This window comes from Desulfofundulus sp. TPOSR (assembly GCF_011393055.1).
Taxonomy (GTDB): Bacteria; Bacillota; Desulfotomaculia; order Desulfotomaculales; family Desulfovirgulaceae; genus Desulfofundulus; species Desulfofundulus kuznetsovii.
Window position 1 is genome coordinate 404,008 of record NZ_JAAOEF010000004.1, and the last position, 21,200, is coordinate 425,207.

At 50.2% G+C, this 21,200-nt stretch carries 19 protein-coding genes; 3 read left to right on the top strand and 16 right to left on the bottom strand.

Translation table 11 applies throughout. From position 1 onward, the window contains the following. Nucleotides 1–6: 6 nt before the first annotated feature. The 6 genes from G7K71_RS17700 to G7K71_RS17725 form a co-directional block, all read right to left on the bottom strand. A complete protein-coding gene (locus G7K71_RS17700; protein ID WP_166349285.1) occupies nt 7–1,023 on the bottom strand; it encodes an ABC transporter substrate-binding protein in 1,017 nt (338 codons plus the stop codon). Between the two features lie 18 nt (nt 1,024–1,041). Next, nucleotides 1,042–1,455: a Zn-ribbon domain-containing OB-fold protein gene (locus G7K71_RS17705; RefSeq protein ID WP_166349288.1), complete on the bottom strand. Its 414-nt coding sequence runs from the start codon at nt 1,453–1,455 to the stop codon at nt 1,042–1,044. Between the two features lie 12 nt (nt 1,456–1,467). Further along, on the bottom strand, nt 1,468–2,025 hold the full coding sequence (locus tag G7K71_RS17710; protein WP_166349291.1) for a hypothetical protein: 558 nt from the start codon (nt 2,023–2,025) through the stop codon (nt 1,468–1,470). A 463-nt stretch (nt 2,026–2,488) separates the two neighbouring features. After that, the gene (locus tag G7K71_RS17715; RefSeq protein ID WP_166349294.1) at nt 2,489–3,655 is read right to left on the bottom strand and encodes a thiolase domain-containing protein; all 1,167 of its coding nucleotides are present in this window, start codon (nt 3,653–3,655) and stop codon (nt 2,489–2,491) included. 18 nt (nt 3,656–3,673) lie between these two features. Next, a complete protein-coding gene (locus tag G7K71_RS17720) occupies nt 3,674–4,438 on the bottom strand; it encodes a CoA-transferase subunit beta (protein ID WP_166349297.1) in 765 nt (254 codons plus the stop codon). 23 nt (nt 4,439–4,461) lie between these two features. After that, nucleotides 4,462–5,394 (bottom strand): CoA-transferase, encoded by a 933-nt coding sequence (locus tag G7K71_RS17725; RefSeq protein ID WP_313885026.1) that lies wholly within the window; start codon nt 5,392–5,394, stop codon nt 4,462–4,464. 742 nt (nt 5,395–6,136) lie between these two features. Here G7K71_RS17725 and G7K71_RS17730 point away from each other — a divergent pair. Together G7K71_RS17730 and G7K71_RS17735 are read left to right on the top strand one after the other, a co-directional pair. After that, a complete protein-coding gene (locus G7K71_RS17730) occupies nt 6,137–7,693 on the top strand; it encodes a DUF1670 domain-containing protein (protein ID WP_166349302.1) in 1,557 nt (518 codons plus the stop codon). A gap of 29 nt (nt 7,694–7,722) precedes the next feature. After that, entirely contained in the window at nt 7,723–8,973 is a 1,251-nt protein-coding gene (locus G7K71_RS17735; RefSeq protein WP_166349305.1) for a DUF1670 domain-containing protein, read from the top strand. A gap of 125 nt (nt 8,974–9,098) precedes the next feature. Here G7K71_RS17735 and G7K71_RS17740 read toward each other — a convergent pair whose 3' ends face one another. Together G7K71_RS17740 and G7K71_RS17745 are read right to left on the bottom strand one after the other, a co-directional pair. Continuing rightward, nucleotides 9,099–10,679 carry an IS1634 family transposase gene (locus G7K71_RS17740; protein ID WP_166349308.1) on the bottom strand — a complete coding sequence of 527 codons (1,581 nt, stop codon included), beginning with the start codon at nt 10,677–10,679 and terminating at the stop codon, nt 9,099–9,101. Between the two features lie 260 nt (nt 10,680–10,939). Continuing rightward, entirely contained in the window at nt 10,940–12,292 is a 1,353-nt protein-coding gene (locus tag G7K71_RS17745) for an SLC13 family permease (RefSeq protein WP_166349311.1), read from the bottom strand. A gap of 51 nt (nt 12,293–12,343) precedes the next feature. Here G7K71_RS17745 and G7K71_RS17750 point away from each other — a divergent pair, with 51 nt between their 5' ends. Continuing rightward, the gene (locus tag G7K71_RS17750) at nt 12,344–12,589 is read left to right on the top strand and encodes a hypothetical protein (protein WP_166349314.1); all 246 of its coding nucleotides are present in this window, start codon (nt 12,344–12,346) and stop codon (nt 12,587–12,589) included. A gap of 29 nt (nt 12,590–12,618) precedes the next feature. Here the strand turns inward: G7K71_RS17750 and G7K71_RS17755 are convergent, their stop codons facing one another. From G7K71_RS17755 to G7K71_RS17790, 8 genes are all read right to left on the bottom strand, one after another. After that, nucleotides 12,619–14,331, bottom strand: a complete 1,713-nt coding sequence (locus G7K71_RS17755; protein WP_013824241.1) for an FAD-binding protein — start codon at nt 14,329–14,331, stop codon at nt 12,619–12,621. Between the two features lie 37 nt (nt 14,332–14,368). Beyond that, nucleotides 14,369–15,088 (bottom strand): succinate dehydrogenase iron-sulfur subunit, encoded by a 720-nt coding sequence (locus G7K71_RS17760; protein WP_166349316.1) that lies wholly within the window; start codon nt 15,086–15,088, stop codon nt 14,369–14,371. Nucleotides 15,089–15,113: 25 nt separating this feature from the next. Beyond that, a complete protein-coding gene (locus G7K71_RS17765) occupies nt 15,114–15,437 on the bottom strand; it encodes a succinate dehydrogenase membrane subunit (protein ID WP_013824243.1) in 324 nt (107 codons plus the stop codon). Between the two features lie 20 nt (nt 15,438–15,457). Beyond that, nucleotides 15,458–15,832 (bottom strand): succinate dehydrogenase, cytochrome b556 subunit, encoded by a 375-nt coding sequence (gene sdhC / locus G7K71_RS17770; RefSeq protein ID WP_166349319.1) that lies wholly within the window; start codon nt 15,830–15,832, stop codon nt 15,458–15,460. A gap of 101 nt (nt 15,833–15,933) precedes the next feature. After that, entirely contained in the window at nt 15,934–16,521 is a 588-nt protein-coding gene (locus G7K71_RS17775; protein WP_166349322.1) for a FumA C-terminus/TtdB family hydratase beta subunit, read from the bottom strand. Nucleotides 16,522–16,536: 15 nt separating this feature from the next. Further along, nucleotides 16,537–17,436 carry a fumarate hydratase gene (locus G7K71_RS17780; protein ID WP_166349325.1) on the bottom strand — a complete coding sequence of 300 codons (900 nt, stop codon included), beginning with the start codon at nt 17,434–17,436 and terminating at the stop codon, nt 16,537–16,539. 263 nt (nt 17,437–17,699) lie between these two features. Continuing rightward, nucleotides 17,700–19,115 (bottom strand): SLC13 family permease, encoded by a 1,416-nt coding sequence (locus G7K71_RS17785; RefSeq protein ID WP_166349328.1) that lies wholly within the window; start codon nt 19,113–19,115, stop codon nt 17,700–17,702. Between the two features lie 73 nt (nt 19,116–19,188). Then, nucleotides 19,189–21,150, bottom strand: a complete 1,962-nt coding sequence (locus G7K71_RS17790) for a TRAP transporter permease (protein ID WP_166349330.1) — start codon at nt 21,148–21,150, stop codon at nt 19,189–19,191. Nucleotides 21,151–21,200: the final 50 nt, after the last annotated feature.

The window sequence follows — 21,200 nt, forward strand, 5'->3', positions numbered from 1 at the left end:
GAATTATTATTTAAATTCGCTCTTTACCTTTTCCAGGAAAGACATGTCCATATGACTCTTAAGAAACTGTTCCACATCTGGGACGGCCTCCCGACGGATCTTGCCCGTCTTGATGGCGTCTTCCACTTCAAACTTCAAGCTAGGCAGGTCGACTTCCGGCTTATCCACCGTACAAGTAGTGAAAGCAAGCTTGATTACCTCTTCTGACTTGCCGGTTAACTTGCTTATAATCTGCACGCTTTCGCTAGGATTTTCCTGGATAAATCGCACAGCTTTATATAAAGCACGCACAAATTTTTCCACGGCCTGGGGGTTCTCCTTGATTAACTTGCCCGTCACGGCAACTTCACAACTCTCTGCATTGGGCAGGACGGGTTTTTTTAGTACGTAATGCGCGCCATAATTGGTCACTGCATCGGCACAAATCCATTCCCAACCGGTAAAACCGTCAATTTCCCCCTTCTGGAAAAATACCACCAAGTCCGTAATCTTACCGTGAACCAGCCGGGCAAACTTGATTCCTTCCTTTTCCGCAGCTAGGCTTAACATAGTGTTTTGAATGGTTCCTAATCCAGGAGTCCCTACCACTTTCCCATCCAGATCTTTAAAAGTGGCAATATCCTTCCTGGCCACCACCGGAGCGTTGTCTTTGGTTATGGACATCACAATTTTCAAATCTGCACCTTCCGCCGCGGCCTGTAAAATCGGAGTACTACCGGCCAGGGCCACATCCAGCTCGCCCTTTGACATAGTCATCATCATATTTGGCCCGTTGGTAAAAACCCTGCGCTCAATTTTAATACCCTCTTCCGCAAAGAAACCCTTCTGCATGGCAATGTGAAAAGGTGCAAAGACCAATTCAGCTCCGGTTATGTCCCCCACTGAAATGCTCATTTCATTGTCGCTTCCTGCCTGCCCGCCCTGCTCGCCTTTGCCGCCGCAACCGCCCAAAGTAAAAATCATTAACGTAACCAATGTAACCAATACCAGCATCCATGATTTTTTATTAAATAACTTATACATAAACAGCCCTCCTTTAAATCACACGGGTTTAAATTTAAATCCATAACGAATGACTCCTTCCAGGCTGTATAAAACCCGGAACACCATCTGTACCTCCTGACCTATTTTCACCTCCTCCAGGTCGCAATCTGTCAACTGCCCCATCACCCTCACTCCTTCTTCCAGATCAACCAGGGCAACCCCGTAACTGCCGTTAAGTTTAACCTGTTCAGCATATTCCCCCGGCGCCCCGCCAGCAGCAATCCAGGTAAAAGAATAAATCTTTCCCCTTCCGGAAGGAACAACCTGTTCAAATTCCCTGGCCGAACAATTGGTGCATAAAGTTGGCGGGGGGAAGTGATAAGTACCACACTCCTTACATTTCCAGCAAGTCAATTGATATCTTTCGCTGATGCTTCGCGTGTAAGCCGGTAAAGAAATATGAGCTCCCACTTTTGACCCTCCCTAATTTACCCCAATGAGCCTCAATTTTTTTAAGTAAGTTAGATAATCGATATAAACTTTGCTGCTTTCCAAATCATTAATAAAACCAGCCATAATATCAGGCACTTTTTTAACCTTTAAGATCACCGCATCGCTGCAGGCCCCCGACCCGTAAGAAACCATTAAAATATTCCCTTCACCAATTTCCGCCAGGCAACCCGCCAATTCCATAAATACCATGCAGGCCCCTGTATCACCAACCTTTGAAAAAACCTTAGTTCCCCAAACATGCTGCTCATCAAACCCCAATTTTTTCGCCAGCATTAAAGCGCTCCTGCCATCTTTAACCGGAAGGATAACCTTATTTATCACACCAGCTTCATCTAATTTCTGCAATGCTGCCCGGGCCGCTGCTAAAATAACCTGCTGCGACCCCTCTTTATGGTAGGCCCGCAACTCCAGGTCATCGACAAAGCTTTGCGTATCCCGACGGAACCTTTCCCCTAGTAACTCCGCGCAAACTGACGCCGATGTATTAATTTCAATAAAAACATCCTCTCCGCTCACCAGCATGGCCACCGCCCCGGCTGCAAAGTCAGCTCCAAGGGGTCCCCCCTCCAAACCTCTGGGAGCATCGGAAATTATAACCAATACCGGCTTTTTCCGGTTATGCACAAAATCCACGCAACTTAACAGGGCGGCGGTCCCGGCTTGTGTGCTGCCGCTGAAAACCCCCGCAAATACATCCTTGTTCAAGCCACACGCCTGGGCAATTGTACTGATAACATTCTTTTCAACATATGGAAATGAAGTGGAGGCGACAAAAACACCCCCAATCAGGGCGGGCTCGCACCCTCTATTCTTCAGGGCCCGCTTGGCCGCTTCAACGCCCATGGTAATTACATCTTCATCGTAATTCATTACCGTCTTTTCCTCAACTGGAAACGAAGGCCAGCATTTTTGATACTCGTTCTTGTTAATCCGGTAGCGGGGCAAATAAACTCCCATACCGCTTATACCAACATTCATCACCACGTTCTGCTCACCTCATTCCAAATATACAAACGGTAGCAGTACCGCCAAATCCGCCAGCATTGTGAGTCAGGCCCACTTTATTATTTTCAACTTGCCGCTCCGGTTCCGCTTCTCCCCGGATTTGCTTAAAAACTTCAACTATCTGCGCCGTCCCGGTAGCTCCAAGAGGGTGCCCCTTGGACTTGAGCCCCCCGCTTGCATTTACCGGCCTCATACCACCCAATCTTGAATGGCCAGCCTCAACATATTTCCCGCCTTCGCCTTTGGGACAAAAGCCGAGGTCCTCGTAAGCCATGATCTCGGCAATGGTAAAGCAATCATGTACTTCGGCAAAGGAAATCTCCTGGGGGCCGATCCCGGCCATCCGGTAAGCCATTTGGGCAGCCCGGATGGTTGCCTTCAGCGCAGTAATTGTTTTTCTGTTGGTAATTGAAATCGTATCGCTGGCTGCTCCATAACCAAGGACGGTTACCGCCTTATCGGTATACTTTGAAGCTATCTCTTTAGCGCAAATGATTACCGCCGAGGCCCCGTCGGATGTGGGACAGCAGTCAAAAATATTAAGCGGGTAGGCCACAATCGGGCTTTTTAAAGCTTTTTCCAAAGTAATTTTCATCCTCAATTGGGCTTTGGGATTATAAAAACCGCACTCATGGTTTTTAACCGCTACCATGGAAAGTTGTTCCCGGCTGGTGCCGAAATCCAGCATGTGGCGCTGGGCCGCCAGGGCATAAGCACCGGGAAAAGTAATGCCCACCTGGCGCTCCCATTCATTGTCGCCTGCCACGCCCATCCACTGGCGCACCTGTTTGCCGGAAATTTCCCTCATCTTTTCCACCCCGCCGGCAAGGGCTACGTCGCAAACACCGGAAGCGACGGCCTGGACGGCGTTTATAAATGCAAAACTAGAAGAAGAACAGGCGTTTTCCACCCGGAAAGCCGGAATCCCGCATAACCCGATGGCCTCCACCATCTGGGCGGCCAGAAGGGCCAGCTGGCTACCGCCCACTCCCTGATTGCCGAAGAAAGCCATTTGAATATCCTTGATCTCCATTCCCTTATCAACACTCCGTACGGCTTCATCAAACGCCTCCAACAATAGTTCAGCGGCTCCTTTGTCCATCCGGTCGCCAAACCGGGACATGCCTGCCCCGATTACCGCTACTTCTCTCATAAACATCCCCTTCTTCAGTTAAACTCCTATTACATGGCGCAAAATATGAATCTCCTCTTCCGTCGGCGGTTCAGTTTCACCGACGTCTTCAGCTATTTTTAACTGCCAGGGAATAGCTTCTTGAATTTCTTCAATGGTTACTCCGGGATGGTACGTTTTCAAGAACATCTCCCCGGTTTGTTCGGAAAAACCAAAGACACCCTTATCCGTAACCATTACTTCCGGGCCGCCGCCCATTAAGCCGCAGGCTTTACGTTTGTCTCGACCTGTTAAAAATCCCGGGCTGGTAACAAAGTCTACTCTTTCTTTAAAGTTCCTTTTATTGTGTGGCATGATAATAATGATTTTTTTAGCCATCGAAGCAATGTCGTTGGCCCCTCCGCTTCCGGGCAACCTTGCGGCAGGTCGTTCGTAGGTACCAATGGCAGTGGTATTAATATTGCCGAACCTATCCACCTGGGCGGCTCCCAGAAATCCCACATCCAGCAGCCCGCTGCAGATATAATAGGCAAACATCTCATACAGACCGGTTATACATGTCGAGCCGGCTACAATGCTGGGATCGCCCACCGCCTTGGGCATCCTGGTCATATCGGCGTCAATAATCCCGGGCTCAAACATCAATATCAGATTGGGAGCTCTGGTTTTTTTAGCCAGCGCTGCGGCCAGCATGGGTAAACCAACCCCCACCAGGACTTTTTCGCCGTCGTTCAGCACTCTTGAAGCCGCAACAATCATTATCTCTCTTGGAGTGTAATCTCTACTGTACACTTTATCATTCATCCAGAATCACCTCATCTTGTCCCTTAATAACCGTAATTAACTGAATAACCGTAAAATGACCTGGCCTTGAGGGCTAAAACCCTGGCAAAGCCTAATTTCTCGAGGTACCCCTTACGGTCATTAACCCCCAATACCCATTCGTCCAGGTATTTCATAAAGCCATCCCTCGTTTTAGCCGATTGGGCATAAAACTGGTACATACCTTCATCCCGGTCATAATAACCCTGGACATAAGAAGGATGAGCGCCCCAGGGTTCTTCCACCACCGCATCAACCTTAAAGCCGGGAATAATGGTGCGATCCGGATCCCTCCTGATATCTTCCTCTGGCACTATCTCTTCCACGGAAACGATTACCTTACGGGCGGCCAGCGCCATTTCCCGGTGCAGTCCCAGGATTCCCCAGGCTTGAATATTCCCCTTCTGGTCTGCACGCTGAGCGTGTAATAAAGCAACATCTGCTTTTATAGCCGGAACCAGGCAGAGCTTTTCCCCCGTAAAGGGGCAATCCATTATCTTTAATTTATTGTTGACGCTTAAATAATCAGAGCCTAAATTAGTTCTAATGGGTAAAAAGGGCAATCCCTGCGCCCCAGCCTTGATAGCTGTGCAAAAAGCAAAGTGTGTATATTCTTCCACCTCCAGGGCAAAATTACTTTTTCCCTCAATCGCACGCCTGATTTCCGGACAGGGCCCCATCCCGGGAATGCCCATAAACCCGAATACTACTTTCTTAACGCAACCGGCTCCAACCATAAGATCGCCCAGCACTTCAGGGGATTCCTTGATCAAAATCAAGTTTTTTTTCCCCTGCCGGATGATTTCATGTCCCAGCGCAGTAGGAATCAAATGGGGAAACCCACTGATTAGGACGGAATCCCCGTCTTTTATAAACTGACGCACAGCTTCCCGCGCTGACATTACCTTCCCCATCCAACTCACCCCAATACAAATCATAATTTAAAAAGAGGGTTGCGGTTATTTTCACAAGCAATTGCTATGCCATAACTTATTACTTGAATTTTAAGGTTTCGGTCAAAAATACTGATGCACGCCACCATCAGTATTAAGAACTTTTAAAATATTTAGCCCCTTAAAGGTGATGGGGAATCACATCACCTTCCGATGCGGTTACCCATCACTTTTTAACTGGTATAAATTTTCGTTCCTTCTGGCCTGCCGGGGAAATAACACCCACCACCATAATAACCAGCCCGGCAGGCTCAATTAATGACACACTTTTAAAGAATCCCACAAAGGTAATAGGGAACTACCTTTTCTCGGCCAGACCGATGACCACCACGTTGGCCGAAGTGCCAATGATGGTCCACGCAACGTTAGAAAAAATGGTTGGTAAAATTTTGGAAGGTTACCTCGCTTTTACTCCATCCACCGGTTTAACCCGTAAGGGAAATCTCTCCCGAAAGAGGCTATACCCGTTGCTGGACAATGTTTAGTCCCGCTATTAAACTGGTATTCAGGAATAACATGGTAGTCATGATGGTCATGGTCATTCGTAGTCGTGGCTGGGGATATGTGGATAACTCGCAGAGTTATCCAAGCTCTTGTGGGCAGCCGGGTTTTAGTTTTGTGTACGACAGCATGGCAACTGTCGTACTTGCGGACAGGCCTGCTGCCCACAAGAGCGGCATATCCCCAGCCAATAAGACCCTCTAAAAATTCGATGTGGGGTGATTGCATGGGACGCCCCAGGTTTCACCGCCAAAATCTCCTGGTCCAAACGAATTCTGTCGAACAAAAATGCCTTTTTCACTGGCTGGTCAGGGAAAGCATGGACCGGTTTGGATTGTCCTTCGAGGAAGCCAGGTCCGTTGCTGCCAAAGGTCTTGATTTTCTGAACCAGGAAACGGACCGGATGATCAACCAGATTGTTTTCCCCCTCATTTCTGCCGAATATGCCCATCAGCGGGAAAAGTATTCTCTTCTACCCAAACGGCCGGTTGTGCTCACCCCTTTTGCACCGGATGATCTGGAGATTCACCGGGAATTTGGCCTGAAAGCCATGCAAAATGCGCGGCTGCTCAGGCTGATTGAAGAGGCCTATCTCCAGGGGGCGGTCTTTGACCAGCCCCACCTGTCACTGCTCACCAATATCACTGCCAAATCCATCCGGGAGCGGTTAAAACCCCTCTGGGAGAAAGGGGTTTGCCTTCCTCTGGCCGGTCAGGCGCTAAAACATCGCCGGAACCGGGTTTTTCGCAGTACCTTTGCCCTGCAAATGGCCATTTCCGGAGAACGACCCTCAAGAATCCGGGAAGAACTGTTTATCTCCGAATCCCAGTGGGAAAGCTGGCAGCTGGACTTCAGCCGGGTGGCCGCCCTGGCCGGTAAAGACTTGAACCGGGAGCATATTGCCCGGGTTACCGGTGTTCACCTCAGATTGGTAGACGAGTACCTGGAGCTGGCTAAAAGGGCTCCCAGAGGCTATCTTTCACGGCTAAAGGTGTCTTTGGGTCTTTTATCTGACCCGCATGAAGAGGAGGACCCGGCAGCCCGGCTTTTCCATGTATTGCAGGCGGAGCACAATTTCTCGCCGGCCAAAGCCCGGGCCTTTTTGTGCCTGCTGGAAAACCACCTGGAAGAACACAGGGACAACCGTCCTCCCGGCAGCGTGGTGTACTACGCCGTCTCCGACCAGGAGCCACCGGGCAAACCGCTGGACGAATGCCGGCTGGTACCCGTCAAATTAAGTTTTTACAGCCCCGAGGATGAAGAAAAGCTGAATCCAGACACCACTTCACAACTCAAGTGGCAGCGCATTTTACGCTATACGGGGGAGGCCAAAGCCCAGGGGGCATGTCTTGGCCAGCCGGATCTGGCCTTCCTTCTGGGGGTGCATCCCTCGGTAATCCAGCGCCTGATGAGCGAGAACAGGCAGGTGTTTGTTCCCACCCGGGGCAACCTGGCTGACATGGGGCCGGGTATCTCCCATATGAGCAAAATAGTGGAGCTCTACCTGCAGGGATACACGGAAACCCAGATCAAACACCGGACAGGCCACAGCTACGAGAGTATAGAGGCCTATCTAAAAACCTTTGCCACCTATGTGGGGCTTTGTGAACGCGGCCTGCCCTTGCCCCTGATCCGCAAGGTAATGCACCGTTCGGCAAGGGTGGTGAAAACCTGCGCCGCCCTTTACGAGCGGTTTAATCAACCTGAATACCAGTGGGTGCTCACACGCATCCGCCAGATATTCGCCCGCGAACAGGCGGTAAAAAAGGGGATGGTTCCATAGGCCGGAAGAGGTTCTCTTCTTACGACTCTTTGGGAGAGAAAAACCTCTTCAATGCCCAGCGTTGCGAATTAATCCGGCGTTTCGACCTGAACAAGGAATCCTGGCTGGCCGATGAGATCTGCTTAAGATTTAACCAGTTGATGGACGAAGATGAGGCCGGTGACGGTATTGAACGCTTAAAACCCGGAGAACTCCTGATCTCTTTTCAGGGGAAACGGGTGGTCATTCCTCTTTTATCTGCAGAAGTAATTTCCATCCTGCAGCGCAGCGGCAGCTTCTCCCGGGCTAAAGCCACGGTGGAAAAAATGGCGCTAAAGGCCGTAAAGCGTGTGGTCCCCGGAGCAACAATGGAGGACTTACGAGCCGTCATCAGCCCCAGGGACCGGCTGCCCCATACCGGGGACGGGGATCGTAAAAAGGCTGCTCTCCCCAGGTATCTGGCCGGTCCCCTGGCACCACCGCAGATGGTTAACGCCCGCACGGTGGACAGGCCCGCCGAGGACGATGTGCTGGTTCCCCAGGCAGTAGTGGATAAAATGCTGGCCTTTCTCGTGCAGGAAGAGCATATCAGCCGGGCCAGGGCATTGGCCATTATCTTCCGGCTGGCCTACCTGCGGGAGCTGTACTGCCCGCCCCTTAGCCGGGTAAGACCGGGACAGGTAGCCTGGATCGGCATCAGCACCACCGACCGTCAGCAAAGGGAGCACCAGACGGCCTACCGGGAGCAGGTGCCCCTGCTGCTCACCCTGCATACACAGGAGGAGTTAAAGCGCCTGGCCCGGGTCAAATCCTTAAGCGAACTGGAAGCCATTCAGCAGGCCCAGATGGCCCGGGTGCTTACTGAAGCCTACCTGCAGGGCGGTTTGCTGGCCCTGGTGGATCTGCAGCAGCTGTTCTTACGCTCATACCAGACTTTTTCGCGGCTTTTGCGGCAGTTCATGGTGGATCACCAGATGGTTTTACCCACCCCGGGAACGATACTGGATGCCGGCAGCGCCATGACCCACAAGGATATCATTATCGGCTTCTACCTGAAAGGGTATTTCAGCCATGACATTGCCCGGATCACCCGGCACAGCCCGGAGGCGGTGGACAGGTACATCGACGACTTTGAGCGGGTTTTAATTTTGCACACTTACGGCCTCCCGCTGGAATTGATGGCCCGGGTGGTCAAACGGGGGCCGACGCTGGTGGCGGAGTACCTGAACATCATTGCTGAACATTTCCCCGACCGGGAAGCTGTCAAGTCTCATTTAAGGCTGAAAGGGGTCAAAATTTAGCCTTACGGGCTATACCGGTTATCTGAACTTTAACACCCAATCCCAATAAAACCCCGGAAAATCAAGGCTTCCGGGACATAACGAGTTGGCGTGCCACAACATTTTACCTTATTGTGGTAGATATGCTAATTAATGATTGTCACATGATTTGGAACTCCTATTCCCAATGCTTTAAAAGCTTGAAAAGCATTTCCTGGTAATTCAGTTCGGCACAAGTATCTTATGCCTTCCAGGGTTAACTCGACAGCTTTTAGATTTTTTAAATCTCTCATGAGATACAAGTATTCAACCTGGCTGCCGGCCAGCTTGAGATACCGGTAAAAAGCCGATTCCAACACCAGCGCCAGAAAACAAACCATGACATGTGCCCTTACCCGGCGGTCTTTCCAGTGGTAGATTGGCCTTAAATCAAGGGTGGATTTTAATTCCCGGAAGGCCCTTTCCACCCGCCAGAGTTCTTTGTATGCCAGGGCTGCCTCTGCAGTGTCCAGTTGGGAGTTGGTCCTGAGAACATACTTCCCGTCATGACGGGCATCTTCTTCCAGAGCCTTCTGATCCACGGCAACATTGGCGCCTGATATTTTCAGAAACCTGCTGTAGCCACTGTTTGATAGCATTGATTTAAGACCTTTTTCATTGAGCTGTTTTTCCAATTTCTTGACAATCTCTTCCCTGGCTTTTCGGTCGTGCTCAGCCTCCATTGGGTTATAGCAGATAATGTAACGATTGGCATCATGCCAGACTTCTTTTACTTTCAAGTTCTCGGCCACTTCTTTATAACGGCCGCCCGTTTTCAACACTTCCGCAACCGCCTGCATCCGACGCATTTTTACGCCGACGATATATTCGATATGTTCTTTATCCAACTCATCCAGAAGTGTTGGGCTAACCATTCTCCGGTCGGCTACGAAGATTACCCGCCGGAGTAGAAACCGTGTTCGGGTATCATGGATGACCTTCTTGAAGGTCTCGATATCGGCAGTATTACCGGGAAAAACCTGGTGAGCCACCGGTATTCCTTCCCGGGTCATAAGCACACCCACAATAATCTGCACCCGGTCGGAGCGGTGGTCTTTGGAATACCCGTATTCCGCCAGACCTTCGGGACCATTTCCAGTGAAGTAGGTGGAGGTGGTGTCCCAGAAAACCAGATCCAGTTCCAGGTTAAATAGATTTTTCGTTTGCTCAAATAACTCCAGTTCAATGGTTTCCTTATGTAAGATGAGAAAGTCCAGTGCCCGGTAAAAATGGTGTAACTCCAGTTCCTTAAAGGCGGGCCGGTAGATCTCGTTGACCCATTCGTTGACCGCCCGCTTGGACAATGGGTCACTGATACGGTTTAGGACCATGGCGTATATGGCTTCATCAAGAGGGCTGGTTATTTCTGTTTTATCAAGAAGGTTTTTGATAATGGCAGCCAGTCCCAGCTTTTCCCACAGGTGCCGGAAGATCAGCTCGGTACCCCATTCTTTTGCCTCTAAGACCATGAGCCTGGCGGCTTCAGCTTGAACCCACCTCTTTTTTGAGAATTTAGCCAGGCTTTCAATTAAACGGTCGAGGCTACCCGACTGGGCATCTTCAATGCGGCCCAGGTTAGCAACAACTTTCTGGCGTACTTTACCGTTTTCACGAACACCTTCAACTATTTGCAAGTACGTCCTTTTAGTGCCATCTTTATTGGCGAAGGTTTTAGTCCTGACAAACATAGCATAGTCATTATAACATGGCAATACTGGATATTCAAAGGCAGTAAATGGTATACGTGGCACAACATTTTTTGATATTCCCAATATACATCCTTGATTTTACTGGGTTTTCAAGAGTTGATGGAGCCTAAAACCGGCTTTTACTGTCAAAGTTGAGTCCAAGGCAAAATTGATCTCCAGCTGTTTCCAAAGTCCGTTGAGTAACCAGGTGCCGCTCATTATATGTTATTTGCTACCAACCCGGAATCTGAATTTTGCGGTTACACTCTGAGAGTAAGGCCAAGCAGGTTCCAATAAGGAAGAATTATCAAAAACAAAATAAAAATAAAAATTAAAGACATCACTATCCCAAATTTTAAAATATCTCCAGATTTTAAATATGTGCCGTCGTATACCATCAAAAGAGGTGTAGATTGTGCCGGGTAAAAATTAAGTGTGTCTACAGTCATTGTTACAATGAGTCCGACCACTATCGGATTAATACCTACGAGGCTGGAGATTTTAAAAAATAAGGGTACCAAAATGGTTAAGCAAGCTGATATGTTAGGTATAAAGAGATGAAATACAGCTGTCAGGACAATGATAACCATCAACGAGCTTTGAACTGGCATGTACCTGGGGAAATGTTCGGCAACATATTGGCTAAACTGATCTATAAATCCATGTCTCTCCACAATACTGATTAAGGAAAAGAGCACACCTAAGATTATCATATTATCAAGAGCATTTGATTGCTGCACTTCCGACCATTTGGTAGGTGCGTGAAAAATTAAAATGAGCACAAGGCCTAATAGAGCAGGTACTACTGGATGAAAGCTATGCCAAAAATCAGCAGCCCACAGTAACATAACTAAAGTCATTATACCAATCAGTATATAATCATCCTTCGCAAAGGAAATCTTTTTGACCTTTAATTCTTTGCAGAAAGTTTCGTATCCTTTAGCAGCCTCCTCCTTCTGACGGCGAATAAGCAGGTATATCACTCCCGCGAGAATCAAAGTTAAATACGGTATCCCCATCAAAATAAACCACTGCCACCAGTTAAACCCGCCAAGTAAATCGGAACTAATCATAGGGGCTAAGCCACCGGTTAAAAATGCTGATGAGGCCAGGGGATTCAGCATACCTAAAACCAAAAGGATATCCCGGGCCTCTTTTTTCATTTCCTCAAGATCCATAAAATTCTTTAAAACCGGATATAGCATGGCATTCCTTGTTATGGACGAGGGAATTAACAACGCCATCGGGAACATTATTAGGACTACCAGCAAAAAAGCTGGTAACCTCCTTGCCAACCAGCTAGATAGAAATTTATATAATAGCATTGCAATGGATGACCTGGACAAGGCAGTTCCCATTATAGTTGTAGCCAATAAAAAAAATATTACTGGAGATCGAAAACCCGAAAACATATCGTGTAAATTCACAGCGGGAAAGTACATAAGTAAAAGAACAAGAACAATCAACGATGAGGCAACTGGGGAAGTAATTTCCATACTAAACAAAACCATTGTGGTAATTATTATGACAACCGCACGCCAGCTTAGGGGCATCCAGAGTGCGAGAATATTTAAAACCAGTAATGCAATACTAACAGCGTTCTTCAATTTCATTGTGTCCTACCTCCCAGTGGTGATGGTAATGTAAAAATAGACCACTAGCAGATGGAACAGGTAGATGAAACCCGGCGCCGGCAACGGCTAACCGCGGTGGTCAAGGACGCCCGGGAACTGCCGGCTTTCCTGGACAAACAGGACAGCCTGCACCCGGCGGTAGAATGCCGGCGGACAATTTTACAACGCCTGTTGTATGAAAACGTCATACCGGATGAAAACAGTGGCCACCGTCTCATAAAACGTACAACGATATTTAAAGGGGGGTGCATTTATCCAGAATGCACCCCCACCTGACCACAGGCAAATAAGCGGAATGCTTTAACCTACTTCGCGGCCACATCTTCCGGGCGGAGACGGGTAAGCTTCACCGGGCGTGTTTCTATGAAATATCCATCTCCTTTTTTGCGCATAAAGATGTTGCATAACCAGTTCTGGTTATCGGTTTCGGGAAAATCTTCACGGTAATGGGAACCGCGGCTTTCTTTTCTATATAGTGCGCTTGCCGCCACCAGCTGGGCTACCACCAGCTGGTTTCGCAAATTGAGTATTTCGTTTAAAGCCAGGTTGTAGCCCCGTAAAGAACCGGTGGGAAGCTTGGCCCTTTCCACCTCTTCTGACATTTCGGCCAACCTTTTCAGTGCCTGCTCCAGCTTCTGCCCGGTGCGCACCACGCCTACTTTCTCCCACATTAAGTTTTTGAGCTCATCCCGTAATTGGTACACATCGGGACCGTCCGCGCGTCCAAAAAATTTGAGCACATTATTGGTAAACATCTTTACCTGGACCTGATCAACGGGAACCCAATCCTGGCTTTGGGCAAATTCGGCAGCCGCATCTCCCGCCCGGGCACCGAAAACCGTCGAGTCGGCAATGCCATTACCGCCCAGGCGGTTTGCTCCATGCACCCCGCCGGCATCTTCCCCGGCCACAAATAACCCTTTCAAGGAACTGTAACAATTAACATCAATTCTAACTCCACCCATCTGGAAGTGAGCCGTAGGGCTAACTTCCACCGGTTCCCTTGCCAGGTCCTTGCCAATGTCCCTTACCCGCTCGCACATGCCGGGAAACTTACTTTCCACAAACTCGGCGCCCAGGTGGGACATGTCCAGCAGAACACCACCGGCCGGAGTTCCCCGCCCGGCCATTATTTCCATGTAACCGGCCCGGGCTACCCGGTCACGGGTGGAACGCTCCAGTCTTTCCGGGTCATAGCGCTCCATGAATCGCTCCCCGATGGCATTGTAGAGACGGCCGCCGGCCCCCCGCAGGCCTTCCTCCAGCACGCTGCCGCTCAACCTGGACTTACCCGCCAGCAGCCCGGTGGGGTGGAACTGTAACATTTCCATATCCACAAATTCCGCCCCGGCACGCCAGCACATGGCCATCCCGTCACCGGTTTTGTCAAAAGAGGGGGCAGAAATTTTATACATGGAGGCACTGCCGCCGGTGGCCACAATCACCGCTTTAGCGTTGACCACGATGAACTGGCCCGTACGAATATTCATCAGCAGGGCCCCAACCACCCGGTCCCCATTGCTGTTGGTCAACAGTTCAAGACCTCGTGTTTCTTCGAGTACGGTAATATCGCGCGCAAAAACCTGATCCGTCGCCCGGGCAATAATTTCTATGCCGGTCAGGTCGCCCCGGTGTACCGTCCGGTCGAAGGACTGCCCGGCAAAGGGCTTTTGGTGAATACGCCCGTCTTCCCGCCGGTCGAAAAAGCAGCCAATTTTGGTTTCCATTTCATGAATACGTTTTGGAGCATCATTTACTAAAGTCCAGGCCAGTTCCTGGTTGTTGATAAACGCACCGCCCTTAATGGTGTCCTTAAAATGCAGTTCCACCGAATCTTTAGGGTCCAGTACCACGTTATAGCCACCCTGCACCATGCGGCTGCACCCGCATTTACCGATCAGCCCCTTCGTGGCCAGCACAATCTTAAGCCGCGGGTTGCTGTCGTAAGCATGGAGGGCGGCAAACAATCCGGCACCCCCACTACCCAGGATTAATATATCGGCTTTAATTTCTTCCATAAGAAATACATACCCCCTTTGTTGAAACCACCGGACTTTATCCTCTGAAAAGCCCCAATCGCTTGAATACACACCGTTTCTTCAGTTGCTGGATGGCCTGGGTGGGGACAATCTTCTTGGGACACACTTCCGCACAGTTAAACTGGGTGTGACACCGCCAGACGCCTTCGGATTGTTCCACAATGACCAGCCGCTCACGAGTTGCAGCGTCGCGCTTATCGGCAATGAGGCAGTAAGCTCTGGTCAGGGCGGCAGGTCCCAGGTAATGGGGATCGGTGGCCACCATGGTGCAGGCTCCATAGCACGCCCCACAGGTAATACATTCCAGCATGTAATCGATTAATTCCCTTTCTCCGGAATCGGGCTTGCAAATTACCGGCTCTTTTAGATCTTGTTTGGGAATCAGGTAGGGCTTTATTTTCTTATATTTTTCAAAGAAAGGTTCCATATCTACGGCCAAATCCCTGATAATAGGTAAGTTAGGAAGAGGCACAATGGTGATATCCTTTGTCCCCAGGGAACTGACCTGGGTCCGGCAGGCCAAACGGGGCCGGCCGTTGATATACATGGCGCAGGAACCGCACATACCTATACGGCAGGAACACCTGTAGGCCAGAGTGGGATCGTGGTAATTCTGTATGTTCATCACCACATCCAGTACGGCCATGTTGGGAAACTCTTCTATCTTAAAGGTATCAAACCTGGGCATCTTATCTGTCTCAGGATTGAATCGGAACACCTTAACATTAAGAGTCAATTTCCAGCATCCCCTTTCGTCCCTATTAGACGAATTGCCAGAGGGAATATATGCCCATAATAAACAGGCCTACCCCCACCAGCAGCAACACGAAGGTTATCGAACGGGATCTTACATTAAAATCTTCCAGAACGTTGTGCAACCCATTAAGCGCATGAAATAATCCGAAGGCCAAAAGAAGGGAATCCACCGTTAAGAACAACGCCGTCTGCAGTCGCCGGGCTGCATCGGCATAGACCAGGATTTCACCGGGATTCTGATAATGCAAGATCCAGAAGTGCACTCCCAGCACCAGAATTAAAAAGAAAGCGGTTATGCGCTGAAAGAGCCATGTCCATCCGCTCAACATTTCATCACGCTCCCTAACGGCTAAAAGATTTCCGGCAATACCCGCCATAACAGGAATAGGTAAATAACCAGCCCTGCAGCCATCAGGACCCAAAAAATCTCTTTCTGGCGTTTAAATCCTATGCCAATGTCAAACAATAAAATTCTTATCCCATTTAAACCATGATAAAGAACTGCGGCAGCCAGCAGCAGATCCAGTATCAAAAACAATGTACTGCCCATCAGGAAACCGAGCACACTATTAAAGGTCTCCGGTCCCCGCAACAGGGAAGTACCCATCAACACTATGTGCAAGATAATGTAAAAAACCAGTGCCAGCCCGGTAATCCGGTGGAACAACCAGGCCCACATGCCTACGGTATCCCACACCTGGCTTCTGTTTTTAAAGGTATACATTCTTCCACACGCTCCTGCTTGTTATTTGGAAACCTAATATAACGGCATTTATTGCAGGTGGGCACCCTTTCTCCGGGGCGCCCACCCTGCACCAAAGTTGCTCAAACGCCAAGCCTCTTATAAATATCCGCAAGCTTGTCCCGTGCCCGGGCCTTTACCTGGTAGTACATATTGTTACCCTCCGAGTCCATTGCCACGATAAGGGGGCCGAAATCCCTAACCCGGAACTTCCAGATGGCCTCAGGCATTAAATCTTCCCACCAAACTCCTTCAATGGCCTGGATTTTTTCCGTCTCCCAGGAAGCAGCGCCACCTACAATAGCCAGGTAACAACCACCGTATTTTTTCATGGCCTCCATGCTGGCTTCCATCATTCCCGCCTTACCGATGATTGCCCTCACCCCATACTGGCCCATTAAACCGGGAGTAAACCGGTCCATGCGGGAGCTGGTGGTAGTCCCAATGCAAACCTTTTCGTACCCGCCGTTTACCTTGCGCACGTTGGGTGCGGTATGAATACAGGCAGCACCGGTAAGATCGACCGGAGGCGGAACATTGTGCTCAAACATGCGTATGAGGTTGGCATCCCTTATACCGAAGATAGTGCCTTCTAAAAAGACTGTATCGCCGACCTTCAGCTTCCGGACATCTTCTTCCGACAAGGGCGTGGTCAGTCTGTACTCGGCCATGGTTATCCCTCCTTCTTAATACCCGAATTCCACCCGGCCACAGGCATCAATTTTCGCCCTGGCTCTTCTCGCCGGCCAGCACTGGATATTGACAGCCACCGGATTCTGGGTTATATGGGTATAGGCGTATTCAATGTTTAAGGCCAGGGCCGTGGTTTTTCCTCCCAAACCCATAGGCCCAATACCTAACTGATTAACTGCTTCGAGTAATTCCTCTTCCAGGGCCGCAATGTCGGGATCGTCATTCCGTGAACCTAAGGGACGGGTTACGGCAGCCAGCTTGGCCAGCTTGACGCAGAGGTCGGCCGTACCTCCCAGTCCCACGCCTATCACAAACGGCGGACAGGGGTTGGCTCCTGCTTCCAGCACACTATCGATAATAAATTTCTTGACTCCCCGGATGCCCTCGGCAGGGATCAGCATCTTGAGAAAACTCATGTTCTCGGAACCGGAACCCTTGGGCACCATTAAGATCTCCAGGGTATCGTCATCTTTAACGAAATCCAGATTGATTAAGGGAATGCGATAACCAGTACTGGTCTGGTGGTTGGTTCTCTTAATGGGATGACAGACGCTGGAGCGCAGTGGGTGCTCTACGGTAGCCCTTTCGGTACCGCGAACGATGGCCTCCTGCAGGCGCGGGATGTCAATATTAAGACGGCTGCCCACCTTTACAAAGTAAAGGGGGATACCTGTATCCTGGCAGAGCAGACGCTGCTTGTCATCGGATATGGCAATGGCTTCTAACATGGTGGATAAGACTTTCCTGGGAGTATCTTCCGTTTCTGTCTCATAAGCCTTTTGAAGGGCCTGCCGCACATCGGGGGGCAAGTCTTTAAGGGCTTTAATATAGAGACTTTTCGCCGTGTCCTCAACGATGGAATAAAGTTCCCCGTTAACAGATGCGGTTGTCATAAATTAGCCCACCTCCCAAAATTTAATGAATAATAAATTTTGAAGCTTGTCCATATTACCTCGGGCTCCCACCTCCCTTTAGATCATTTTCTCGAAGCCTTCTGGGGCGGTCGAGCCACTGAAAATTTATCGCTGATATTCCCTCTTCCCTGAGGGAACAATGATATGATATGTAAGGTCTTACCAGGAATGGGATTCATCCGCTGTTTTTGCACTGTATCTGGCTGCTCAAGAAGATACTACATCTCCATGCCAATGGGCGCTTAAACTTGCTTATGCTTAACCAACCCACCCTGGGACAGCTTGTTTTCGGAGAAGAGAAATTTGTTCAGGGGAATACTCAAAACCCCCAGCACCACTCCGACCACCAGGGTGCCCACCAGGGATATCAAGCCGTGATAGTGATACCAGAACAATAGATAAACTGTGGACACAATTATGGACATGAGCATCAGGGGGAAGGCCACCTTCAGGTAGCTTATGAAGGTGATGAGAACTCCCCTCTTTTCGGCCATGCCGATAACCACCACGTTTGCGGAGGCACCAATTGCGGTACCGTTTCCACCCAGGCAAGCCCCCAGGGACAGGGCCCACCACAAAAGATCCAGATTACCCATCTGGCCCAGGCGCCCCATGTCATGGATCAGCGGGATCATGGTGGCTACGAAAGGAATGTTATCCACAAAGGCCGAGGCCAGGGCGGAAACCCACAGGATGAGCATGGCCGCGGGCATCAGCTGTCCCCGGGTGATTTCCAGGGAAAAGCGGGCCACAGCCTCGATGACGCCTACTTTCTCCAGAGCCCCCACTACGATGAACAGTCCCACGAAGAAGAAGATTACCGGCCATTCCACCGCGTGAAGGACGTGCTCAGGGTCCTCCCGGGTCAGGAGCAAAAGCAGGCTGGCACCGGACAGGGCAATAACCGACGACTCCAGGTGCAGGAACTGGTGCAGCACAAAACCGGCAATGGTAAGACACAGCACCACCAGACATTTTTTCAGCAGCACCGGGTCCTTGATTTCATCCTTTTCATTCATCCGCATGATTTTTTCTTGCAGTTCAGGCCGGGACACCAGCTGTCGCCGGTAGATAATGCGCAGGCAGAATATGGTCAGAATATAGATTACCACCACTACCGGTGTCAGGTTGATGACGAAATCCATGAACCCCAGATGGGTCTGGCTGCCGATCATGATGTTGGGCGGGTCGCCAATTAAAGTGGCCGTGCCGCCGATGTTGGAAGCAATGATTTCGGCAATCAGGAAGGGTATGGGGCTGATCTGCAGCTGGCCGGCAATGGCAAAGGTAACCGGCACAATCAAAAGCACCGTGGTCACGTTATCCAGGAGAGCCGAAAGCACCGCCGTAACCAGGGAAAGGGCGGCCATGATGCGCAGAGGTTCTCCCTTTGCCCGGCGGGCTGCCTTGACGGCCAGGTATTCGAAAACCCCCGTGCGGCGGGTAATGCCCACGATAATCATCATGCCGACCAGGAGGCCGATGGTATTGAAGTCAATGGCGTGCACAGCCTCTTCGAGGTTCATGATCCCGGTGAGGGCCAGAAGTGCGGCCCCCACCAGGGCAGCCACTGCCCGATGAATTTTTTCCGAAACAATGACAGCGTAAGTTAGCAGGAATACGGCAGTGGCAAAGATAACCTGGACCTGCGCTGACATTTTCTCACTCCTCATTAAATCTGTGGCGAATTACAGCGCATTAATCATTATTAACCTCAAAAACTATTGTATTTTATTTAGCAGAATCGGCAGAAGCTGACCCCTGACGCCGCATGGTAATCACTTGCCACAATATCAACATGATCATCAGCACAAAGCCGATTATATCTGTATAAATATCTGGCCAACACAGCATTACCGCCGATATGCCGGCAAGTATCCTTTCTACCAAGCTAAGCTTGCGCAACTGATAGCCCTGTGTGAACCCGGCCACCATGTAAATCCCCAAAAAAGCGCCGGCAATAGCTCTGATGACTTCCGGAGTGGGGCCATTAAACAAGATAGGTGTATAGGCAAACAAGAAGGGAATGATATACAACGGCTGGCCAAAGCGCACCGCCGTCCAGCCTGTTTTCATGGGATCCGCCTGGGCAATGGCAGCCCCGGCAAAAGCAGCCAGACATACGGGCGGGTTGATATTGCCAATCAAGCTCATCCAGTATACGATTAAATGGGCTGGCAACACTTCCACACCCAGTTCCTGCAAAGCCGGTGCCGCAAGGACGGCCAGAATAACGTAGGAGGTGGTGGCGGTAATACCCATACCCAGAACGTAAGCGGCAACACCGACCAGCAAAATAGCCAAAGGTAATATCCCGCCGGAAAGGGCCAGCAGCAGGCTGGAGAACTTCAGGGCCAGTCCGGTGAGGTAGACAACCCCGACAATGATCCCGATGGTACCCACTGTCGCCCCCACGGTCAGGGATTGAACCGTACCCTTCACCAGGGCGTTACCGATTTCTTTCAGCCCCATGCGGGTATCCTTGCGCACCCAGCTTAGCGCCACACTACCGGCAATACCCCAGAAGGCAGTCGCCGCCGGCGAATAACCCTTCACCAACAAGTAAATGACCACTGCCACCGGAAGCAGGTAGTACCACCCCTGCTTCAGTTCGTGCCTGGGATCGGGCAGTTCACTTTTGGGCAACCCCGATAATCCCAGGTTTCTGGCCTGATAATCAACCATCAGGTAAAGGTACATGTAATATAGGAAGGCCGGAACAAAACTCACCAGCGCAATATGCCAGTAGGAAATACCGGTGAATTCGGACATTATAAAAGCACCGGCTCCCATGATAGGGGGCATCAGCATGCCCCCGGTGGAAGCCACCGCTTCAATGGCACCAGCCATATGGGGCTTGTAGCCCACCCTTTTCATCAAAGGTATGGTGAAGGTGCCGGTGGTCACTACATTGGCCGCTGCGCTGCCGTTGATGGAGCCCATCAAACCGGAAGCCACAATGGCCACTTTGGCCGGACCGCCCCTGGCCCTGCCGAGCAGGCTGTATGGAAAGTCAATAAAAAACTTCCCTGCCCCGGAAAACTCCAGGAATGTCCCGAAAAGCATAAACATAAATACAAAGTTGGCAAAAATGGCTGCCACGCCACCAAAAATCCCGTACAGGGAGGAAAAGAGGAAACCGGCTACACGGTGCAGGGTAAAGCCTTTATGGGACAGTATGCCGGGGAAATAGGGTCCGAACAGGGCATAAATAACAAATATAACAGCAATTACTGCCAGGACGTTACCGGTTACCCGGCGAGTGGCTTCAATGCACAAAACAATGGCTATCAGCCCCATGATTAAATCGGGAGTGGTTACAAAACCAATGCGGTTGGCCATCTGGCCGTAGTTTATTACGAAATAAACGGTTACGACCACGGCCAGCAACGCCAGCACGGCATCAAGGATAGTTATGCGGTTACGTGGGGATTTTTTGCTCGCCGGGTAAAGCAGCAGGCACAGGAAAACGGTTATACCGACGTAAATTCCGCGGTTAGCTTCAGGAGAAATAATGCCAAATTTCGACTGGTAGAGATAAAACAGGGCAAACAGGCCGGCCACAATAGCAACAAACAAGCCAACGGGGCCACTAAGATTTCGCCTGGCTGAAGCCCCTTCATATTCTTCCACCATTTTTTCTATATCCTTACCTTCCGGTGGTGCAGGGCTGCTTGTCTGAGTCAGGAACACGCATCGCTACCTCCTTACTTTATTTAGGGGAGGGGAGGGGGAAGCGGGCA

Bases quoted from the DNA above. Each gene is read 5' to 3' on its own strand.
- sdhC (WP_166349319.1), bottom strand. From the start codon at position 15,832: ATGTATACCTTTAAAAACAGAAGCCAGGTGTGGGATACCGTAGGCATG.
- G7K71_RS17740 (WP_166349308.1), bottom strand. From the start codon at position 10,679: ATGTTTGTCAGGACTAAAACCTTCGCCAATAAAGATGGCACTAAAAGG.
- G7K71_RS17755 (WP_013824241.1), bottom strand. From the start codon at position 14,331: ATGGAAGAAATTAAAGCCGATATATTAATCCTGGGTAGTGGGGGTGCC.
- G7K71_RS17730 (WP_166349302.1), top strand. From the start codon at position 6,137: ATGGGACGCCCCAGGTTTCACCGCCAAAATCTCCTGGTCCAAACGAAT.
- G7K71_RS17715 (WP_166349294.1), bottom strand. From the start codon at position 3,655: ATGAGAGAAGTAGCGGTAATCGGGGCAGGCATGTCCCGGTTTGGCGAC.
- G7K71_RS17765 (WP_013824243.1), bottom strand. From the start codon at position 15,437: ATGTTGAGCGGATGGACATGGCTCTTTCAGCGCATAACCGCTTTCTTT.
- G7K71_RS17725 (WP_313885026.1), bottom strand. From the start codon at position 5,394: ATGATTTGTATTGGGGTGAGTTGGATGGGGAAGGTAATGTCAGCGCGG.
- G7K71_RS17720 (WP_166349297.1), bottom strand. From the start codon at position 4,438: ATGAATGATAAAGTGTACAGTAGAGATTACACTCCAAGAGAGATAATG.
- G7K71_RS17780 (WP_166349325.1), bottom strand. From the start codon at position 17,436: ATGACAACCGCATCTGTTAACGGGGAACTTTATTCCATCGTTGAGGAC.
- G7K71_RS17750 (WP_166349314.1), top strand. From the start codon at position 12,344: ATGGAACAGGTAGATGAAACCCGGCGCCGGCAACGGCTAACCGCGGTG.
- G7K71_RS17785 (WP_166349328.1), bottom strand. From the start codon at position 19,115: ATGTCAGCGCAGGTCCAGGTTATCTTTGCCACTGCCGTATTCCTGCTA.
- G7K71_RS17775 (WP_166349322.1), bottom strand. From the start codon at position 16,521: ATGGCCGAGTACAGACTGACCACGCCCTTGTCGGAAGAAGATGTCCGG.
- G7K71_RS17700 (WP_166349285.1), bottom strand. From the start codon at position 1,023: ATGTATAAGTTATTTAATAAAAAATCATGGATGCTGGTATTGGTTACA.
- G7K71_RS17745 (WP_166349311.1), bottom strand. From the start codon at position 12,292: ATGAAATTGAAGAACGCTGTTAGTATTGCATTACTGGTTTTAAATATT.